The organism is Pseudomonas sp. Z3-6 (assembly GCF_051131985.1).
GTDB lineage: Bacteria > Pseudomonadota > Gammaproteobacteria > Pseudomonadales > Pseudomonadaceae > Aquipseudomonas > Aquipseudomonas zanjanensis.
In genome coordinates this window covers 421,165-437,871 of sequence record NZ_CP071644.1, presented here as the reverse complement: position 1 = coordinate 437,871, position 16,707 = coordinate 421,165, and the positions used below count along the sequence as shown (strand labels likewise).

Annotated in this window: 16 protein-coding genes; 3 read left to right on the top strand and 13 right to left on the bottom strand. The window is 61.1% G+C overall.

What is annotated here, in order from left to right; translation table 11 throughout:
* Window positions 1-60 precede the first annotated feature (60 nt).
* A complete protein-coding gene (locus tag J3P88_RS01945) occupies window positions 61-402 on the top strand; it encodes a carboxymuconolactone decarboxylase family protein (protein WP_014340738.1) in 342 nt (113 codons plus the stop codon).
* A 335-nt stretch (window positions 403-737) separates the two neighbouring features.
* Here J3P88_RS01945 and J3P88_RS01940 read toward each other — a convergent pair whose 3' ends face one another.
* The 8 genes from J3P88_RS01940 to J3P88_RS01905 form a co-directional block, all read right to left on the bottom strand.
* Window positions 738-1,625: an ABC transporter permease subunit gene (locus J3P88_RS01940; protein ID WP_186707565.1), complete on the bottom strand. Its 888-nt coding sequence runs from the start codon at window positions 1,623-1,625 to the stop codon at window positions 738-740.
* Complete coding sequence (locus J3P88_RS01935) at window positions 1,622-2,542, bottom strand: ABC transporter permease subunit (RefSeq protein WP_411385899.1); 921 nt, start codon at window positions 2,540-2,542, stop codon at window positions 1,622-1,624. Before J3P88_RS01935 ends, J3P88_RS01940 begins: the two co-directional genes overlap by 4 nt.
* Complete coding sequence (locus tag J3P88_RS01930; protein ID WP_030138093.1) at window positions 2,539-3,681, bottom strand: ABC transporter ATP-binding protein; 1,143 nt, start codon at window positions 3,679-3,681, stop codon at window positions 2,539-2,541. Before J3P88_RS01930 ends, J3P88_RS01935 begins: the two co-directional genes overlap by 4 nt.
* Window positions 3,682-3,741: 60 nt before the next feature.
* Window positions 3,742-4,839, bottom strand: a complete 1,098-nt coding sequence (locus J3P88_RS01925; protein ID WP_434573706.1) for a polyamine ABC transporter substrate-binding protein — start codon at window positions 4,837-4,839, stop codon at window positions 3,742-3,744.
* Between the two features lie 186 nt (window positions 4,840-5,025).
* Window positions 5,026-6,123, bottom strand: a complete 1,098-nt coding sequence (locus tag J3P88_RS01920; RefSeq protein ID WP_434576339.1) for a polyamine ABC transporter substrate-binding protein — start codon at window positions 6,121-6,123, stop codon at window positions 5,026-5,028.
* Between the two features lie 182 nt (window positions 6,124-6,305).
* Entirely contained in the window at window positions 6,306-7,670 is a 1,365-nt protein-coding gene (locus J3P88_RS01915; protein ID WP_434573704.1) for an aspartate aminotransferase family protein, read from the bottom strand.
* A gap of 58 nt (window positions 7,671-7,728) precedes the next feature.
* Entirely contained in the window at window positions 7,729-9,087 is a 1,359-nt protein-coding gene (locus J3P88_RS01910; RefSeq protein ID WP_053126367.1) for a glutamine synthetase family protein, read from the bottom strand.
* Window positions 9,088-9,127: 40 nt separating this feature from the next.
* Entirely contained in the window at window positions 9,128-9,904 is a 777-nt protein-coding gene (locus J3P88_RS01905; RefSeq protein WP_434573702.1) for a gamma-glutamyl-gamma-aminobutyrate hydrolase family protein, read from the bottom strand.
* A gap of 278 nt (window positions 9,905-10,182) precedes the next feature.
* Between J3P88_RS01905 and J3P88_RS01900 the strand changes: the two genes are divergently transcribed.
* Complete coding sequence (locus J3P88_RS01900) at window positions 10,183-11,559, top strand: glutamine synthetase family protein (protein WP_014340747.1); 1,377 nt, start codon at window positions 10,183-10,185, stop codon at window positions 11,557-11,559.
* A gap of 286 nt (window positions 11,560-11,845) precedes the next feature.
* Window positions 11,846-12,481 (top strand): TetR/AcrR family transcriptional regulator, encoded by a 636-nt coding sequence (locus tag J3P88_RS01895; protein WP_434573700.1) that lies wholly within the window; start codon window positions 11,846-11,848, stop codon window positions 12,479-12,481.
* A gap of 147 nt (window positions 12,482-12,628) precedes the next feature.
* Here the strand turns inward: J3P88_RS01895 and J3P88_RS01890 are convergent, their stop codons facing one another.
* The 5 genes from J3P88_RS01890 to J3P88_RS01870 form a co-directional block, all read right to left on the bottom strand.
* Window positions 12,629-12,844, bottom strand: a complete 216-nt coding sequence (locus tag J3P88_RS01890) for a TOBE domain-containing protein (protein WP_003177394.1) — start codon at window positions 12,842-12,844, stop codon at window positions 12,629-12,631.
* 106 nt (window positions 12,845-12,950) lie between these two features.
* The gene (gene ssuB, locus J3P88_RS01885; RefSeq protein WP_186730212.1) at window positions 12,951-13,757 is read right to left on the bottom strand and encodes an aliphatic sulfonates ABC transporter ATP-binding protein; all 807 of its coding nucleotides are present in this window, start codon (window positions 13,755-13,757) and stop codon (window positions 12,951-12,953) included.
* Window positions 13,754-14,536, bottom strand: a complete 783-nt coding sequence (ssuC, locus tag J3P88_RS01880; protein WP_434573698.1) for an aliphatic sulfonate ABC transporter permease SsuC — start codon at window positions 14,534-14,536, stop codon at window positions 13,754-13,756. Before ssuC ends, ssuB begins: the two co-directional genes overlap by 4 nt.
* Before the next feature lie 7 nt (window positions 14,537-14,543).
* On the bottom strand, window positions 14,544-15,692 hold the full coding sequence (ssuD, locus tag J3P88_RS01875) for an FMNH2-dependent alkanesulfonate monooxygenase (protein ID WP_186707573.1): 1,149 nt from the start codon (window positions 15,690-15,692) through the stop codon (window positions 14,544-14,546).
* 24 nt (window positions 15,693-15,716) lie between these two features.
* A complete protein-coding gene (locus J3P88_RS01870; protein WP_186707574.1) occupies window positions 15,717-16,682 on the bottom strand; it encodes a sulfonate ABC transporter substrate-binding protein in 966 nt (321 codons plus the stop codon).
* Window positions 16,683-16,707: the final 25 nt, after the last annotated feature.

The window sequence follows — 16,707 nt, the reverse complement described above, 5'->3', positions numbered from 1 at the left end:
TCATGGATGGTCAAGACTACAGGGGCACACTTGCCCGTCTCTTCCACAGGAGTCAACGCTATGTTCAACAACTGGTCCGAGCTGCTGCCCACCATCAAGAGCGCCTTTGGTGCCCTGGGCAAAAGCAATCCGAAGATGGTCAAGGCCTACATGGCCCTGGACGAAGCCGCGGCGGAGAACAATGTGCTCGATGCCAAGACCCGGGAACTGATCTCCATCGCCGTCGCCATCACCACGCGCTGTGACGGCTGCATCGGCGTACACACCGACGCCGCCATCAAGGCCGGCGCCACCCGCGAAGAAATCGCCGCCACCCTGGCCACCGCGGTGTCCCTCAACGCGGGCGCGGCGTACATCTACTCCCTGCGAGCGCTGGAGGCTCATGACGCGTTGAAGAAGTGACGGGCCAATAACCCCACAGGTCGCTATCGTCGGATCGCCGCCCGGAGCAAGCTGGCTCCCACAGGATTTACTGTTGATCAATCCATGGCGTGATGATTTGGAAGCTTTTGTGGCGAGGGAGCTTGCTCCCGCTGGGTCGCGCAGCGCCCCCAAAAAAAGCGATGAGCGCTGCGCACTCAAGCGGGAGCAAGCTCCCTCGCCACAGGACCGTGGCGTTCCCAAAAACCTGTGGGAGCGGGCTTGCTCGCGAAAGCGGTGTATCAGCCAACATGAATGTTGAATGTACCTCCGTCTTCGCGAGCAAGCCCGCTCCCACATTGGGTGCCAGTATCGGGTCAGACCGGCGCGGTCTCGGCCCGGCGGACTTCCGGTTGCTTCCAGGAATCGGCGGCGCTTTCTTCGATGGCTTGCTGGATCGCGCGCTTGCGATTTTCTTCGGCGCGGCGGCTGAAGTACCAGACCAGGAAGGTCACCAGCGACACCGCCAGCAGGATCAGGCTCGCCACGGCGTTGATTTCCGGTTTCACCCCCAGGCGCACGGCCGAGAACACTTCCATCGGCAAGGTCGTCGAACCAGGACCGGAGACGAAGCTCGCCAGCACCAGGTCGTCCAGGGACAACGCGAAGGACATCATGCCCCCCGCCGCCAGTGACGGCGCGATCATCGGGATGGTGATCAGGAAGAACACCTTCCACGGCCGCGCACCGAGGTCCATGGCCGCCTCTTCGATGGACAGGTCCAACTCACGCAAGCGCGCCGAGACCACCACCGCCACATAGGCCGCGCAGAACGTGGTGTGGGCGATCCAGATCGTGACGATGCCACGCTCCTGGGGCCAGCCGATCATCTGCGCCATGGCCACGAACAGCAGCAACAGCGACAGACCAGTGATCACTTCCGGCATCACCAGCGGCGCGGTGACCAGGCCGCCGAACAGCGTGCGGCCCTTGAAGTGGGTGATGCGGGTCAGCACGAAGGCCGCCAGCGTCCCCAGGGCCACCGCGGCAATCGCCGTGTAGCAGGCGATTTCCAGCGAGCGCATCACCGAGCCCATCAACTGGCTGTTGTCCAGCAGACCGACGTACCACTTGACCGACCAGCCGCCCCACACCGTCACCAGTTTCGAGGCGTTGAACGAGTAGATCACCAAAATCAGCATCGGCGCGTAGATGAACAGCAAACCCAGCACCAGCATCAGGCTTGAAAAACTGAAGCGCTTCATTCCTTGCCCTCCATTTCTTTGGCCTGACTGCGGTTGAACAGGATGATGGGCACGATCAGGATCGCCAGCATCACCACCGCCAGGGCGGACGCCACCGGCCAGTCTCGGTTATTGAAGAATTCCTGCCACAGCACTTTGCCGATCATCAGGGTTTCCGGGCCACCCAGCAGTTCCGGGATCACGAACTCGCCCACCACAGGGATGAACACCAGCATGCAGCCTGCGATGATGCCGTTCTTGGACAGCGGCACGGTGATTTTCCAGAAGCTGTTGAAGGTGCTCGAACCCAGGTCGGAGGCGGCCTCCAGCAGGCTTTGGTCGTGTTTGACCAGGTTGGCGTACAACGGCAGGATCATGAACGGCAGATAGGAGTAGACGACCCCGATATACACCGCCAGGTTGGTGTTGAGGATCTGCAGCGGCTCGCTGATCCAGCCCATGCTCATCAGGAAGCCGTTGAGCAAGCCGTTGTTGCTGAGGATGCCCATCCACGCATAGACGCGGATCAGGATCGCGGTCCAGGTCGGCATCATGATCAGCAGCACCAGCACCGTCTGCATCTCTTTGCGGGCATTGGCGATGCCGTAGGCCATCGGATAACCGATCAGCAGGCACAGGACCGTGCTGATCAAGGCCATCTTCAGCGAGCCGAGGTAGGCGGCGATGTACAACTCGTCCTCGCTCAGCATCACGTAGTTGGCGAGGTTGAGCAGCACCTGCAGCTTCTGGTCGACGTAGCTGTAGATCTCGGTGTAGGGCGGAATGGCCACGTCGGCTTCGGCGAAGCTGATCTTCAAGACGATGAAGAACGGCAGCATGAAGAACAGGAACAGCCAGATGAAAGGCACCCCGATGACCAGTTGGCGGCCACCGGGCGTTATTCGATCGAGTCGGCGTTTGAGTTTGCGCATGTTCATGAGCGAAGCACCACGCCGCTGTCGTCTTCCCACCAGACGAACACCTGGTCGCCCCAGGTCGGGCGCTGGCCACGGCGTTCGGCGTTGGCGACGAAGGATTGCACGAGCTTGCCGCTCGGCAGCTCGACATAGAACACCGAGTGACCGCCCAGGTAGGCGATGTCATGGACCTTGCCGCTGGACCAGTTGTGCTCGCAGGTCGGCTGCTCGGAGGTGACCAGCAGTTTTTCCGGGCGAATGGCGTAGGTCACGGACTTGTCCTGCACCGAGGTGCTGATGCCGTGGCCCACGTAGATGCTGCGGTCCAGGTCCTTGCAGGTCAGCACCGCGTGGCCTTCGGCGTCGTCCACCACTTCGGTCTCGAAGATGTTGACGTTGCCGATGAATTCGCAGACCAGGCGGCTGGTCGGGGTTTCGTAGATGTCGATCGGGCTGCCGATCTGGGCGATCCAGCCCAGGTGCATGATCGCGATGCGCTCGGCCATGGTCATGGCCTCTTCCTGGTCGTGGGTCACCATGACGCAGGTCACGCCGACCCGCTCGATGATCTCCACCAGCTCAAGCTGCATTTGCGAACGCAGCTTCTTGTCCAGGGCGCCCATCGGCTCGTCGAGCAGCAACAGCTTGGGCCGCTTGGCCAGGGAACGGGCCAAGGCCACCCGCTGGCGCTGGCCACCGGACAGCTGGTGCGGTTTGCGCTTGGCGTACTGGCTCATCTGCACCAGCTTGAGCATCTCCGCCACGCGGGCATCGATCTCGGCTTTCGGAATCTTGTCCTGTTGCAGGCCGAAGGCGATGTTCTGCGCCACGGTCATGTGGGGGAACAGGGCGTAGGACTGGAACATCATGTTGATCGGCCGCTCATAGGGCGGCATGTCGGTGATGTCCACGCCGTCGAGGAAAATCCGTCCCTCGGTGGGCCGCTCGAAACCGGCCAGCATGCGCAGCAAGGTGGATTTGCCCGATCCCGAGCCGCCGAGCAAGGCGAAGATCTCGCCTTTCTTGATTTCCAGGGACACATCGTCCACGGCAATCGTCTCGTCGAACTTCTTCGTGACCCGGTCGATTTTGACCAGCACCTGCTTGGGTGTCTGGTCGCCCTCGAGGGCTTTCTTATAGGCGCCGGAGGCAACTGCCATTTACGAAACTCCCACAGAATTTGCAGTTCGCCCCAAGGAGGCGAACAAGAGTGTTGACGTTTATTTACCCGACTTGACCTTGGTCCAGCTGCGGGTCATGAGTCGTTGGATCTTGGGCGGCAACTCGGAGTTGACGTAGAGCTTGTCGACGACCGCTTGCGGTGGATAAACCGCTTCATCGGTGCGTACTTTCTGGTCCATCAGTTCGCCAGCCTTGGGGTTCGGGTTGGCATAACCGACAACGTCGCTGACCTGGGCGATGACCTCAGGCTTGAGCACATAGTTGATGAAGGCATGGGCTTGCTTGACGTTGCCGGCATCACGGGGAATCGCCAGCATGTCGAACCAGAGGTTGCCGCCTTCCTTGGGAATCACGTAGGCGATGTCGACGCCCTTGCCGGCTTCGCTGGCACGTTCGCGGGCCTGGAAGATGTCCCCGGAAAAACCGGCGGCCACGCAGATCTCGCCATTGGCCAGGTCGGAGATGTATTTGGAGGAGTTGAAGTAGGTCACGTAAGGCCGGATCTTGAGGAGTTGGGCCTCGGCCTTCTTGTAGTCTTCAGGGTTTTCGCTGTTGGGGTTCAAGCCCAGGTAATTGAGCATCGCCGGGATCATCTCGTCACCCGAGTCGAGGAACGAAACGCCGCAGCTGGACAGCTTCTTGATGTTTTCCGGCTCGAACAGCATGGCCCACGAATCGATCTTGTCGACACCCAGGACTGCCTTGATTTTCTCGACGTTATAGCCGATGCCGTTGGTGCCCCACAGGTAAGGCACGGCGTACTGGTTGCCCGGGTCGTTCTTTTCCAGGCGCTTGAGCAGCACCGGGTCGAGATTGGCGTAGTTGGGCAACTGCGCCTTGTCGAGCTTCTGGAAAGCCCCGGCCTTGATCTGCTTGCCCAGGAAGTGGTTGGACGGCACGACCACGTCGTAACCGGTGCGCCCCGCCAGCAACTTGCCTTCCAGGGTTTCGTTGGAGTCAAACACGTCATACACCGGCTTGATGCCCGTGGCTTTTTCGAAATCCGCCAGGGTGGTCTCGCCGATGTAGTCCGACCAATTATAAATATGCACAGTGGAGGCAGCCTGGGCACTGACGGCGAGCGTCAGGCCGGCGCCCACCAGCAAGGCGTTGCGTAACAAAGAAAAGACTGGCACGTGGAGGTCCTCTTAAATAGTTGGGCCCAAGTTGCCCCCGTTACGTGACCCTTGCTGGGGCCCTGCAACAAAACCGGCGCGCAACTTACCCTCGATAAACCGATCCCGCAAAACTTTTAGTTATTTATGGGTTCCTGTTGCCGCCGCCGCGCTGGCCGCGACAACAGGAGGGTGCTTCAGGCCGGCTTATTTACCGGATTTGATCTTGGTCCAGCTGCGGGTCAGGATCCGCTGGGTCGCGGCTGGCAAGTCGGCGATGGCGTACAGCTTGGCCTTCACTTCGTCCGATGGATAAATGCTCGGGTCACCGGAGATTTCCTTGTCCACCAGAGCGGTGGCGGCCTTGTTGCCGTTAGGGAAACGCACGTTGTCGGTGATCTCAGCCATGACTTCCGGCTGCAGGATGAAGTTCATCCACTTATAAGCGGCCTCGACGTTTTCGGCATCCTTGGGAATGGCGACCATGTCATAGAACGAACCGGCACCTTCCTTCGGAATGGTGTAGGCCACTTTCACTTTGCCGCCAGCTTCGGCAGCGCGGCTCTTGGATTGCTCGATATCACCCGAGTAACCCACGGCGACGCAGATGTTGCCGTTGGCCAGGTCGGAAATGTATTTGGACGAGTGGAAGTAACCGATCGATGGACGCAACTTGAGGAACAGCGCCTCGGCCTCGGCCAGTTGTTTCTTGTCTTGGCTGTCGGTCGGATAACCGAGGTAATGCAGGGCCACCGGAATCATTTCGGTTGGCGAATCGAGGAAGCTCACACCGCAGCTCTTGAGCTTGGCGATGTTCTCGGGCTTGAGCAGGGTGTCCCAGGAGTCGATCTTGTCGACGCCCAATGCGGCCTTGACCTTCTCGGGGTTGTAACCGATGCCGATGGTACCCCACATGTAAGGGAAGGCATGTTTGTTGCCCTGGTCGCTGGCATCGCCGACGGCCTTGAGCAGGTCGGTGTCCAGGTTCTTCCAGTTAGGCAGCTTGGACTTGTCCAGCTCCTGGTAGACGCCAGCCTTGATCTGCTTGGCCAGGAAGTTGTTCGACGGCACCACGATGTCATAACCGGATTTGCCAGCCAGCAACTTGGCTTCCAGGGTTTCGTTGCTGTCGAACACGTCGTAGACGACTTTGATCCCCGTTTCCTTTTCGAACTTGGCAACGGTGTCCGGCGCAATGTAGTCGGACCAGTTATAGACGTGCAGCACTTTGTCGTCCGCCTGGACGGCGCCCGCCATCACGCCCATCAGGGACATGGCGAGGAGGGTCTTGCCAGCTATCTTCATACCTAATGCCTTCATGGATTGATGCTCCAGTTATTCTTTTTAGCCACAGTTCAGTAGCCGGCTCTCTGGCAACTTGAACAGGCGGTAGTCTGGCAAGTTACAGGCCAGGCTTTCAACACAAGCCCAGCCTTTTGTTCACGCTGGGCGAGGCCCTTGCAGGCACCTCGCTCAGAGCCTAGCACTTAGCCTTGCAACGCACTGAGGGTCAGGTCCAGGCACTGCCGCGCCTTGGTCACCAACTCATCGATCTCGGCCTTGCTGATCACCAGCGGCGGCGCAATGATCATGGTGTCGCCCACCGCGCGCATGATCAGCCCGTTATCGAAGCAGAACTGCCGGCAGATCATGCCCACACCCTTGCCTTCGTAGCGCTTGCGCGTGGCCTTGTCCTGGACCAGTTCGATCGCCCCCAGCAAACCGACCCCACGTACTTCACCCACCAGCGGATGATCGTTCAGTTCCCGTAAGCGTTGTTGCAAATAGGGTGCCGTTTCGCTGTGGACACGCTCGATGATCTTCTCGTCGCGCAGGATGCGGATGTTTTCCAGGGCCACCGCCGCGGCCACCGGGTGACCGGAGTAGGTAAAGCCGTGGTTGAAGTCGCCGCCTTCGTTGAGCACCGCGACCACGTCGTCGCGCACGATCAGCCCACCCATGGGGATGTAGCCGGAGGTCAGGCCCTTGGCGATGGTCATCATGTGCGGTTTCAACCCGTAATGGTCGGTACCGAACCACTCACCGGTACGGCCAAAGCCACAGATCACTTCGTCGGCCACGAACAGGATGTCGTACTTGGCGAGGATTTCCTTCATGCGCGACCAGTAGCTGTCCGGCGGCACGATCACGCCACCAGCGCCCTGGATCGGCTCGGCGATGAACGCACCGACGTTGTCTACGCCGATCTCCAGGATTTTTTCTTCCAACTGGTTGGCCGCCCAAACGCCGAACTCTTCGGGGCTCATGTCGCCGCCTTCACCGAACCAGTAAGGCTGGGCAATGTGGACAATGCCCGGGATCGGCAGGTCGCCCTGCTCGTGCATATAAGTCATGCCGCCCAGGCTCGCGCCCGCGACGGTCGAGCCGTGATAACCGTTCTTGCGGCTGATGATGACTTTTTTGTTTGGCTGGCCCTTGATCGCCCAATAATGGCGGACCATCCGCAACATGGTGTCGTTGCCCTCGGAGCCGGAGCCGGTGAAGAACACGTGGTTCATGCCTTCAGGGGCGATGTCGGCGATGGCTTTGGACAGTTCCAGCACCGGCGGGTGGGCCGTCTGGAAGAACAGGTTGTAGTACGGCAATTCGCGCATCTGTTGGCTGGCGGCATCGGCCAGCTCCGCGCGACCGTAACCGACGGCCACGCACCAGAGGCCAGCCATGCCGTCGAGGATCTTGTTGCCTTCACTGTCCCAGAGGTAGACGCCCTTGGCGTGGGTGATGATGCGCGGGCCTTTCTCTTTGAGCTGCTTGAAGTCGCTGAACGGCGCCAGGTGATGATCGTTGCTCAGGGCCTGCCATTCACGGGTTTGCGGGTTATTGCGGGTCATGCGAATTCTCCTGTTATCGGTGAGGGCGAAGCTGCCTGAAGCAGCCCCGCCCGGCGCTTCAGACGGCAAAGAGCAGGAATTCCCGCTCCCACGAACTGATGACGCGCTTGAAGTTTTCATGCTCGGCCCGCTTGACCGCGACGTAGCCTGTGATGAATTTCTTGCCCAGGTATTTCTCGATAGTGGTGCTGTTTTCCATGCGTTCCAGGGCGTCTTCGATGGTCAGCGGCAAACGCAGGTTGCGGCGTTCGTAGCCGCGGCCCACCACCGGCGCGCTCGGGCTGATGCCTTCGACCATGCCGATGAAGCCACACAGCAGGCTGGCGGCAATCGCCAGGTACGGGTTGGCGTCGGCGCCCGGCAAGCGGTTTTCCACCCGACGGTTCTGCGGCCCGGCATCCGGCACGCGCAGACCCACGGTGCGGTTCTCTTCGCCCCACTCCACGTTCACCGGCGCCGACGTATCCGGCAGGAAGCGGCGGAACGAGTTGACGTTGGGAGCGAACAGCGGCAACAGCTCGGGGATGAATTTCTGCAGGCCACCGATGTGGTGCAGGAACAGATCGCTCATGGTCCCGTCTTCATTGGAGAAAACGTTCTTGCCGGTTTCCTTGTCGATGATGCTCTGGTGCAGGTGCATCGCACTGCCCGGCTCGCCGGTCATGGGCTTGGCCATGAAGGTGGCGGCCACGTCGTGCTTGAGTGCCGCCTCGCGCATGGTGCGCTTGAACACCAGGATCTGGTCGGCCAGGGACAAGGCATCGCCGTGACGGAAGTTGATTTCCATCTGCGCCGTGCCGTCCTCATGGATCAGGGTATCGAGGTCCAGCTCCTGCAATTCGCACCAGTCGTAGACGTCTTCGAACAGTGGGTCGAATTCGTTGGCCGCTTCGATCGAGAAGGACTGGCGACCGGTCTCCGGGCGGCCGGAGCGGCCAATGGGCGGCTGCAACGGGAAGTCCGGGTCGTCGCTGCGCTTGGTCAGGTAGAACTCCATTTCCGGCGCGACGATGGGCTGCCAGCCTTTGTCGGCGTAGAGCTTGAGCACTTTCTTGAGCACGTTGCGCGGCGACAGCTCGATGGGGTTGCCCTGCTTGTCGTAGGCGTCGTGGATGACCTGGGCGGTGGGCTCGATGGCCCAAGGCACAAGGAACACGGCGTTCTCGTCCGGGCGGCAGATCATGTCGATGTCAGCCGGGTCGAGCAGTTCGTAATAGATGTCGTCTTCGACATAGTCGCCCGTCACGGTCTGGAGCAGCACGCTCTCGGGCAGGCGCATGCCTTTTTCGGCGATGAACTTGTTGGTCGGCGAGATCTTGCCCCGGGTGATACCGGTCAGGTCGCCAATCATGCATTCGACTTCTGTGATCTTGTGGTCTTTCAACCAATCGGTGAGCTGGTCGAGGTTGTTACTCATAAATGCCTCTAGGCGTGAGTTTCCTGACTGCTATTAATCGTCAGGCGTTGTTTGACGCATCCGCGTCGCGTTGTGTTGCCCTTGCTCGGCAGGCATCGCCAAATGCCTGGAAAATCGCAAGGTAGTACGGGTTAGAGCTTACCTCCCATTCGGGGTGCCATTGCACACCTAAAGCAAAAGCCTTGCCTTCTGGCACCGAAACAGCCTCGATCAGGCCGTCGGGGGCCACCGCTTCGGCCCGCAACCCAGGCGCCAGGCGCTCGATGCCCTGGCTGTGGATCGAGTTGACCTCTATCGATTGAGGCAATCCCAGGCCTGCCAGTACACCGCCGGGCTGGATATGCACGGCATGGGCAGGACCGTATTGGACCTCCACCGCTTGAGTCTCGTCTTCACGATGATCGATGAAGGTTCCGACTTCATGAACTTTCTGATGCAGGCTGCCGCCAAAGGCTACGTTCATCTCCTGAAAACCACGGCAGATGCCCAGCACCGGGATGCCCGCCTCGACAGCGGCGCGGATCAGCGGCAGGGTGGTGGCGTCCCGTGCAGGATCATGGGCAGTGCCGGGCGCACTGGCCGGGCCCTGATAGTGAAAAGGTTCTACATTAGAAGGAGAGCCGGTAAAAAGAATACCGTCCAAGGCGTCCAGAATATCGGACGGTTGGAACAGATCCGCCAAGGACGGAAGCAGCACTGGCAAGCCCTTGGCGGCTGTCGCGACAGCCCGGGAATATTTATCGCCACTGGTGTGATAAGCATGCAGACCGATCTGCTTGGAGCAGGTGGTGACGCCGATTAACGGCAGGCGAGACATGAAGCACCCCGGTATTATTGCTGTTATGGGTTTGAATCGAGCTTAGCCTTGTTCATTTTTTTACACAACACCCCCGTAAAAAATACAACACGGCCCGCTCAAGCCTGCGGGCGCCAAGGCCCCTAAAGGGAAAAAAACGCCCTAAATTGCCCCAAAAAAGCCTCGCAGGTGCTTTTTTAGGGCAAAAAAGGCCCTGCTTGACTTCGGCATGCCGTTCGGGTTGACTGGCTTTCGAAGAGATCAATGATTGATATTTTTAACAACAAAGGTGTTGCATCATGTCGGTACCCCCGCGTGCCGTTCAGCTTAACGAAGCGAACGCGTTCCTTAAGGAACATCCTGAGGTTCTGTACGTTGACCTTCTGATTGCGGATATGAATGGTGTGGTGCGCGGCAAGCGCATAGAACGCACCAGCCTCCACAAGGTTTACGAGAAAGGCATCAACCTGCCGGCCTCTCTATTTGCCCTGGATATCAATGGCTCTACGGTGGAAAGCACCGGCCTGGGCCTGGACATCGGTGATGCCGACCGGATCTGCTATCCAATCCCTGACACCCTGTGCAATGAGCCTTGGCAGAAGCGCCCTACCGCGCAACTGTTGATGACCATGCACGAACTCGAAGGCGAGCCTTTCTTCGCCGACCCGCGCGAAGTCCTGCGCCAGGTCGTGACCAAGTTCGATGAACTGGGCCTGACCATCTGCGCCGCGTTCGAGCTGGAGTTCTACCTGATCGACCAGGAGAACGTGAATGGACGCCCCCAACCGCCCCGCTCGCCGATTTCCGGCAAACGCCCGCATTCGACCCAGGTCTACCTGATCGATGACCTCGACGAATACGTCGATTGCCTCCAGGACATTCTGGAAGGGGCCAAGGAGCAAGGCATTCCCGCCGACGCCATCGTCAAGGAAAGTGCCCCGGCGCAGTTCGAAGTGAACCTGCACCACGTGGCCGATCCGATCAAGGCGTGCGACTACGCGGTCCTGCTCAAGCGCCTGATCAAGAACATCGCCTACGACCATGAAATGGACACCACCTTCATGGCCAAGCCGTATCCGGGCCAGGCAGGCAATGGTTTGCACGTCCACATTTCGATCCTGGATAAAGACGGCAAGAATATCTTTGCCAGCGAGGATCCCGAGCAGAACGCCGCATTGCGTCACGCGATCGGCGGTGTGCTCGAGACCCTGCCCGCGCAGATGGCTTTCCTCTGCCCGAACGTCAACTCCTACCGTCGTTTCGGCGCACAGTTCTACGTGCCGAACTCGCCGACCTGGGGCCTGGACAACCGCACCGTGGCCTTGCGCGTGCCGACCGGCTCGGCCGATGCCGTGCGCCTGGAACACCGCGTCGCCGGTGCCGATGCCAACCCGTACCTGCTGATGGCCTCCGTGCTGGCAGGGGTGCACCATGGCCTGGTCAACAAGATCGAGCCCGGTGCGCCGGTGGAAGGCAACAGCTACGAGCAGAACGAGCAAAGCTTGCCGAACAACTTGCGCGATGCCCTGCGCGAGCTGGACGACAGCGAAGTCATGGCCAAGTACATCGACCCGAAATACATCGATATCTTCGTGGCCTGCAAGGAAAGCGAGCTGGAGGAGTTCGAACACTCCATCTCCGACCTTGAGTACAACTGGTACCTGCATACCGTGTAAGCGGTTGCGGTCAAAAAGAAACGCCGCAGGCCTTATGGCCTGCGGCGTTTTTTTATGTCTGCCGCCGAACATTGTGGCGAGGGAGCTTGCTCCCGCTGGGCTGCGCAGCAGCCCCAAAAATGCTGAAACGGTCAACCTGAACCACGGCGGCGACTGGTTTCGGGGTTGCTTCGCAGCCCAGCGGGAGCAAGCTCCCTCGCCACAGGAGTTGCTCTGCTCACAAGTCCGGGTATGGACCATCCGCTCGCTCTGCGTACAATGCCCGGCAGCCCCGCAGGAGACGTCCATGACGCGCATCGCCACACCCCGCAAGCCCCGCGCACGCAGCCAGGCCCGGATCGACACCATTCTCGATGCCGCCCGTACGCTGCTTGCCGCCGAAGGCGTGGCCAGCCTGTCGATCTACAGCGTCGCCGAGCGCGCCGGGATCCCGCCCTCTTCCGTGTACCACTTCTTCGCCAGCGTCCCGGCCCTGCTCGAAGCCCTGACCGCCGATGTCCACGCCGCCTTCCGCGCGGGCCTGCAAGCACCGATCGATCATGCCGCGCTGAACCATTGGCACGACCTGTCCCGGCTGGTGGAACAACGCATGCTCGCCATCTACAGCCAGGACGCCGCCGCTCGCCAACTGATCCTGGCCCAGCACGGCCTGACCGAAGTCACCCAGGCCGACCGCCAGCACGACCTCGAGCTGAGCGACTTGCTGCACAAGGTCTTCGATCACCATTTCGCCCTGCCACCCCTGCCCGACGACGTCGATGTGTTCGCCCTGGCCATGGAACTGGGCGACCGCGTCTACGCCCGCTCGGTCCAACAACACGGCCAGATCACCCCACGCATGGCCGAAGAAGGCATGCGGGTATTCGATGCGTACCTGGGGCTGTACCTGCCGCCGTATCTGCCCAAGCGCGAAGCCCTCTAATCCCCAGAAGCAACCTCATCGTGGCGAGGGAGCTTGCTCCCGCTGGGCTGCGCAGCAGCCCCCTCCTCACCTCAACAAAGTGCATGCGTGCGCAGCCCAAAAGCCCCGAAGGGCTCTCGCCGTCCGGGGCCGTGGGTCAAGCATCGTTCACAACTTGGCGATAGACACCTCGGTGGATTTGACGAAGGCAATCACTTCGCTGCCGATCGCCAGTTCCAACTCCTTGACCGAACGGGTGGTGATGACCGACGTGACGATGCCGGAGGCGGTCTGCACGTCGATTTCCGACAGCACGTCGCCTTCGACGATTTCCTTGATGGTGCCTTTGAACTGGTTGCGTACGTTGATGGCTTTGATGGTCATACGATTTCTCCTGGGGTCGAAATGAGCTGCAAGTGGCAAGCTATAAGCTGCAAGTAAAAGCGCTGTGCTTCTTCTTGCGGCTTGTAGCTTGCCGCTTGAAGCTGCTTCATTGCGCCCAACGCAATTGCGTAGGCAAGGGTGAAACGGGTTCGGGTTCCGGCGGTTGGCCGGGCAAGGACAGCACACGGTTGAGGACTTCGGTTTCCAGGCTCGCCAGGCGATGAGAGCCGCGAACCCGTGGGCGTGGCAGGTCGATGGGCAGGTCGAGGCCGACCTGGCCGTCCTCGATCAGGATCACCCGGTCGGCAATCGCCACCGCTTCGCTGACGTCGTGAGTCACCAGCAACACCGTGAAACCGTGCTGCTGCCAGAGGTTTTCGATCAGTTGCTGCATCTCGATACGGGTCAGGGCGTCCAATGCGCCCAAGGGTTCGTCGAGCAACAACAGCCGTGGCTGATGAATCAGCGCGCGGGCGAGGGCCACCCGTTGTTTCTGGCCGCCGGACAATGCCGCCGGCCACTCCTGGGCACGGTCGGCCAAGCCGACGGCTTCCAGTGCCTGCAAGGCCTGCGGACGCCAGTTGCCGTTGAGCCCGAGGCCAACGTTGTCGATGACTTTTTTCCACGGCAGCAGACGCGCTTCCTGGAACATCAACCGCGTGTCCTGTTGCGCCGCACTCAAGGCCGCCGAGCCCGCCAGCAGTTGGCCGTCGGTGGGTTGATCGAGGCCGGCCAGCAACCGCAGCAAGGTACTTTTGCCACAACCGCTGCGACCGACCACAGCCACGAATTGCCCGGCCGGGATATGCAGGTCGATGTCGCGCAATACCTGACGCGTGCCAAAGGTTTTTTGCAGGTTGCGCACCGCCAGCGGGATGCCACGCAGCAGGCGCGGAGGTTGTTGGGCGGTCATGCGGCACCTCCCTTGTTCACTTGGTACGCCGGATGCCAGCGCAGCCAGACCCGCTCAAGCCCACGGGCGGCCAGGTCGGCCAATTTGCCCAGCACCGCGTACAGGAGAATCGCCAGCACCACCACATCGGTTTGCAGGAACTCACGGGCATTCATCGCCAAGTAGCCGATGCCGGCGCTGGCCGAAATGGTTTCCGCCACGATCAACGTCAACCACATGAAGCCCAGGGCAAAGCGCACGCCCACCAGGATCGAAGGCAAGGCGCCCGGCAGGATCACCTGGCGAAACAGGCTGAAGCCGGACAAGCCGTAGCTGCGGGCCATTTCCACCAGCGCCGGGTCGACGTTGCGGATGCCGTGGTAGGTGTTGAGGTAGATCGGAAATAACGTGCCCAGGGCTACCAGGAAGATTTTCGCCGACTCATCGATGCCGAACCACAGGATCACCAGCGGAATCAGCGCCAGATGCGGGACGTTGCGCACCATCTGCACGGAGCTGTCCAACAGGCGCTCGCCCCATTTCGACAAGCCAGTGATAAAGCCCAGGGCCAGGCCGATGCCGCCGCCGATCAGGAAACCGACCGCCGCCCGCCAACCACTGATCGCCAGGTGCGTCCAGATCTCACCGCTGCGCACCAGGTTGACGCCGGCTTCGATCACCGCCACGGGTGCCGGCAGGATCCGCGTGGACAACCAACCGGCCGACACCGACAGTTGCCAGACCGCCAGCAACAGCAGCGGCACCGCCCAGGGCGCGAGGTTGTGGATGATTTTATTCATGGCCGCCTCAGCTCTGGGACGCGGCTTTGGGCAGGATGTCGTTGGCCACCATTTCACCGAACGGGCTCACATAGCCCTGGCTTTTCGGCAACTCCGGGCGCTCCACATCCAAGTGCGGAAACAACAGTTCCGCCACGCGATAGGACTCTTCCAGGTGGGGATAACCGGAGAAGATAAAGGTGTCGATGCCAAGGTCGGCATACTCCTTGACCCGCGCCGCCACGGTCGGGCCATCGCCCACCAGCGCCGTGCCGGCACCGCCGCGTACCAGGCCGACACCGGCCCAGAGGTTGGGGCTGACTTCCAGCTTGTCGCGACTGCCGCCGTGCAGGGCGGCCATGCGTTGCTGGCCCACCGAATCGAAGCGCGCCAGGGAGGCCTGGGCCCGGGCGATGGTGTCGTCGTCCAGGTGAGAAATCAGCCGGTCGGCCGCTCGCCAGGCTTCGGCGTTGGTTTCCCGCACGATCACATGCAGGCGGATGCCGAAGCGCACGGTACGTCCGAGCTTCGCAGCCTTGGCCCGTACCTGTTCGATTTTCTGCGCAACGGCGGCCGGCGGCTCGCCCCAGGTCAGCACCATTTCCACTTGTTCGGCCGCCAGGTCCTGGGCAGCTTCCGACGAGCCGCCAAAATACAGAGGCGGACGCGGTTGCTGGATCGGCGGATAGAGCAGCTTGGCGCCCTTCACGCTGATGTGCTCACCGTCGTAATCCACGGTCTCGCCTTCCAGCACCCGGCGCCAGATGCGGGTGAATTCCACCGAGGCCTGGTAGCGTTGTTCGTGGTCGAGGAACAGGCCGTCACCGGCCAATTCATCCGGGTCGCCGCCGGTCACCAGGTTGAACAGCGCCCGCCCTCCGGACAACCGGTCGAGGGTCGCGGCCTGCCGTGCCGCCACCGTCGGGGAAATGATCCCGGGGCGCAGGGCGACGAGGAATTTCAGGCGCTGGGTCACGGGAATCAATGAAGCGGCCACCAGCCAGGAGTCCTCGCAGGAACGCCCGGTGGGGATCAACACACCGCCAAAACCCAGTCGATCCGCCGCTTGGGCGACCTGCTGCAAGTAACCGTGATCGACGGCGCGGGCGCCTTCGGCAGTGCCAAGGTAATGGCCGTCGCCATGGGTAGGCAGGAACCAGAAAATATTGAGGCTCATGGAGTGGTCTCCTAAGGGGTCGAATTACTGCGCGTTCGCAACGGCCGCCGGCGGCGTCCAGATCACGTCCTTGATGCTCAAGGGCTTGGGAATCAATTTGAGCTGGTAGAAGCTGTCGGCGATTTTCTGCTGCGCCGCCACCACCTCCGGCGTGAGGAACAGCGCCCCATAGCCTTGGCGTTTCACCGACGTCAGGGTGATGTCCGCCGGCAGGCCGAGCAGCGGCGAGACCTGTTTGGTCACGTCTTCAGGATTGGCCTTGGACCACTCCCCCACTGCCCGCACTTCCTCCACCAGGGCGGTAATGACTTGGGGATTTTTTTGCGCATAGGGCTTGGTGGCGAGGTAGAACTGGTGGTTATCGACGATGCCTTTGCCGTCACGCAGGGTGCGTGCCTGCAACTGTTGTTCGGCGGCCGCCTGGTACGGGTCCCAGATCACCCAGGCGTCTACGCTGCCCCGTTCGAACGCGGCACGGGCATCGGCTGGCGGCAGGAAAACGGTTTGAATGTCGGAATACTTCAGGCCAGCATCTTCCAACGCCCGCACCAGCAGGTAGTGGACGTTCGAGCCTTTGTTCAGCACGACCTTCTTGCCCTTGAGGTCTTGCACCGATTGGATGGCCGAGCCTTTCGGCACCAGGATGGCCTCGCTGGTGGGCGCCGGCGGCTCGTAAGCAACGTAAAGCAGGTCGGCGCCCGCGGCTTGGGCAAACACCGGCGGCGTTTCACCGGTCACGCCGAAGTCGATGGAGCCGACGTTCAAGCCTTCCAACAGCTGCGGACCTCCGGGGAATTCGGTCCATTGCACGTCCACGCCTTGGGCGGCGAGGCGTTTTTCCAACGACCCCTTGGCCTTGAGCAGCACCAGGGTGCCGTATTTCTGATAACCAATCCGCAAGGTCTCGGCTTGAGCTTGGGTGATGACGCCGAGGGACACAGCCGCAGCAAACAGAGCGACCAGCCCGCGACGCAAAATGACAGTGCGCATGGCGCCTCTCCTTTTTGCTGTGGGG

What these genes read in the sequence shown, in the direction of transcription:
- J3P88_RS01945 (WP_014340738.1), top strand. Translation starts at nt 61, where the DNA reads ATGTTCAACAACTGGTCCGAGCTGCTGCCCACCATCAAGAGCGCCTTT.
- J3P88_RS01940 (WP_186707565.1), bottom strand. Translation starts at nt 1,625, where the DNA reads ATGAAGCGCTTCAGTTTTTCAAGCCTGATGCTGGTGCTGGGTTTGCTG.
- J3P88_RS01935 (WP_411385899.1), bottom strand. Translation starts at nt 2,542, where the DNA reads ATGAACATGCGCAAACTCAAACGCCGACTCGATCGAATAACGCCCGGT.
- J3P88_RS01930 (WP_030138093.1), bottom strand. Translation starts at nt 3,681, where the DNA reads ATGGCAGTTGCCTCCGGCGCCTATAAGAAAGCCCTCGAGGGCGACCAG.
- J3P88_RS01920 (WP_434576339.1), bottom strand. Translation starts at nt 6,123, where the DNA reads ATGAAGATAGCTGGCAAGACCCTCCTCGCCATGTCCCTGATGGGCGTG.
- J3P88_RS01915 (WP_434573704.1), bottom strand. Translation starts at nt 7,670, where the DNA reads ATGACCCGCAATAACCCGCAAACCCGTGAATGGCAGGCCCTGAGCAAC.
- J3P88_RS01910 (WP_053126367.1), bottom strand. Translation starts at nt 9,087, where the DNA reads ATGAGTAACAACCTCGACCAGCTCACCGATTGGTTGAAAGACCACAAG.
- J3P88_RS01905 (WP_434573702.1), bottom strand. Translation starts at nt 9,904, where the DNA reads ATGTCTCGCCTGCCGTTAATCGGCGTCACCACCTGCTCCAAGCAGATC.
- J3P88_RS01900 (WP_014340747.1), top strand. Translation starts at nt 10,183, where the DNA reads ATGTCGGTACCCCCGCGTGCCGTTCAGCTTAACGAAGCGAACGCGTTC.
- J3P88_RS01895 (WP_434573700.1), top strand. Translation starts at nt 11,846, where the DNA reads ATGACGCGCATCGCCACACCCCGCAAGCCCCGCGCACGCAGCCAGGCC.
- J3P88_RS01890 (WP_003177394.1), bottom strand. Translation starts at nt 12,844, where the DNA reads ATGACCATCAAAGCCATCAACGTACGCAACCAGTTCAAAGGCACCATC.
- ssuB (WP_186730212.1), bottom strand. Translation starts at nt 13,757, where the DNA reads ATGACCGCCCAACAACCTCCGCGCCTGCTGCGTGGCATCCCGCTGGCG.
- ssuC (WP_434573698.1), bottom strand. Translation starts at nt 14,536, where the DNA reads ATGAATAAAATCATCCACAACCTCGCGCCCTGGGCGGTGCCGCTGCTG.
- ssuD (WP_186707573.1), bottom strand. Translation starts at nt 15,692, where the DNA reads ATGAGCCTCAATATTTTCTGGTTCCTGCCTACCCATGGCGACGGCCAT.
- J3P88_RS01870 (WP_186707574.1), bottom strand. Translation starts at nt 16,682, where the DNA reads ATGCGCACTGTCATTTTGCGTCGCGGGCTGGTCGCTCTGTTTGCTGCG.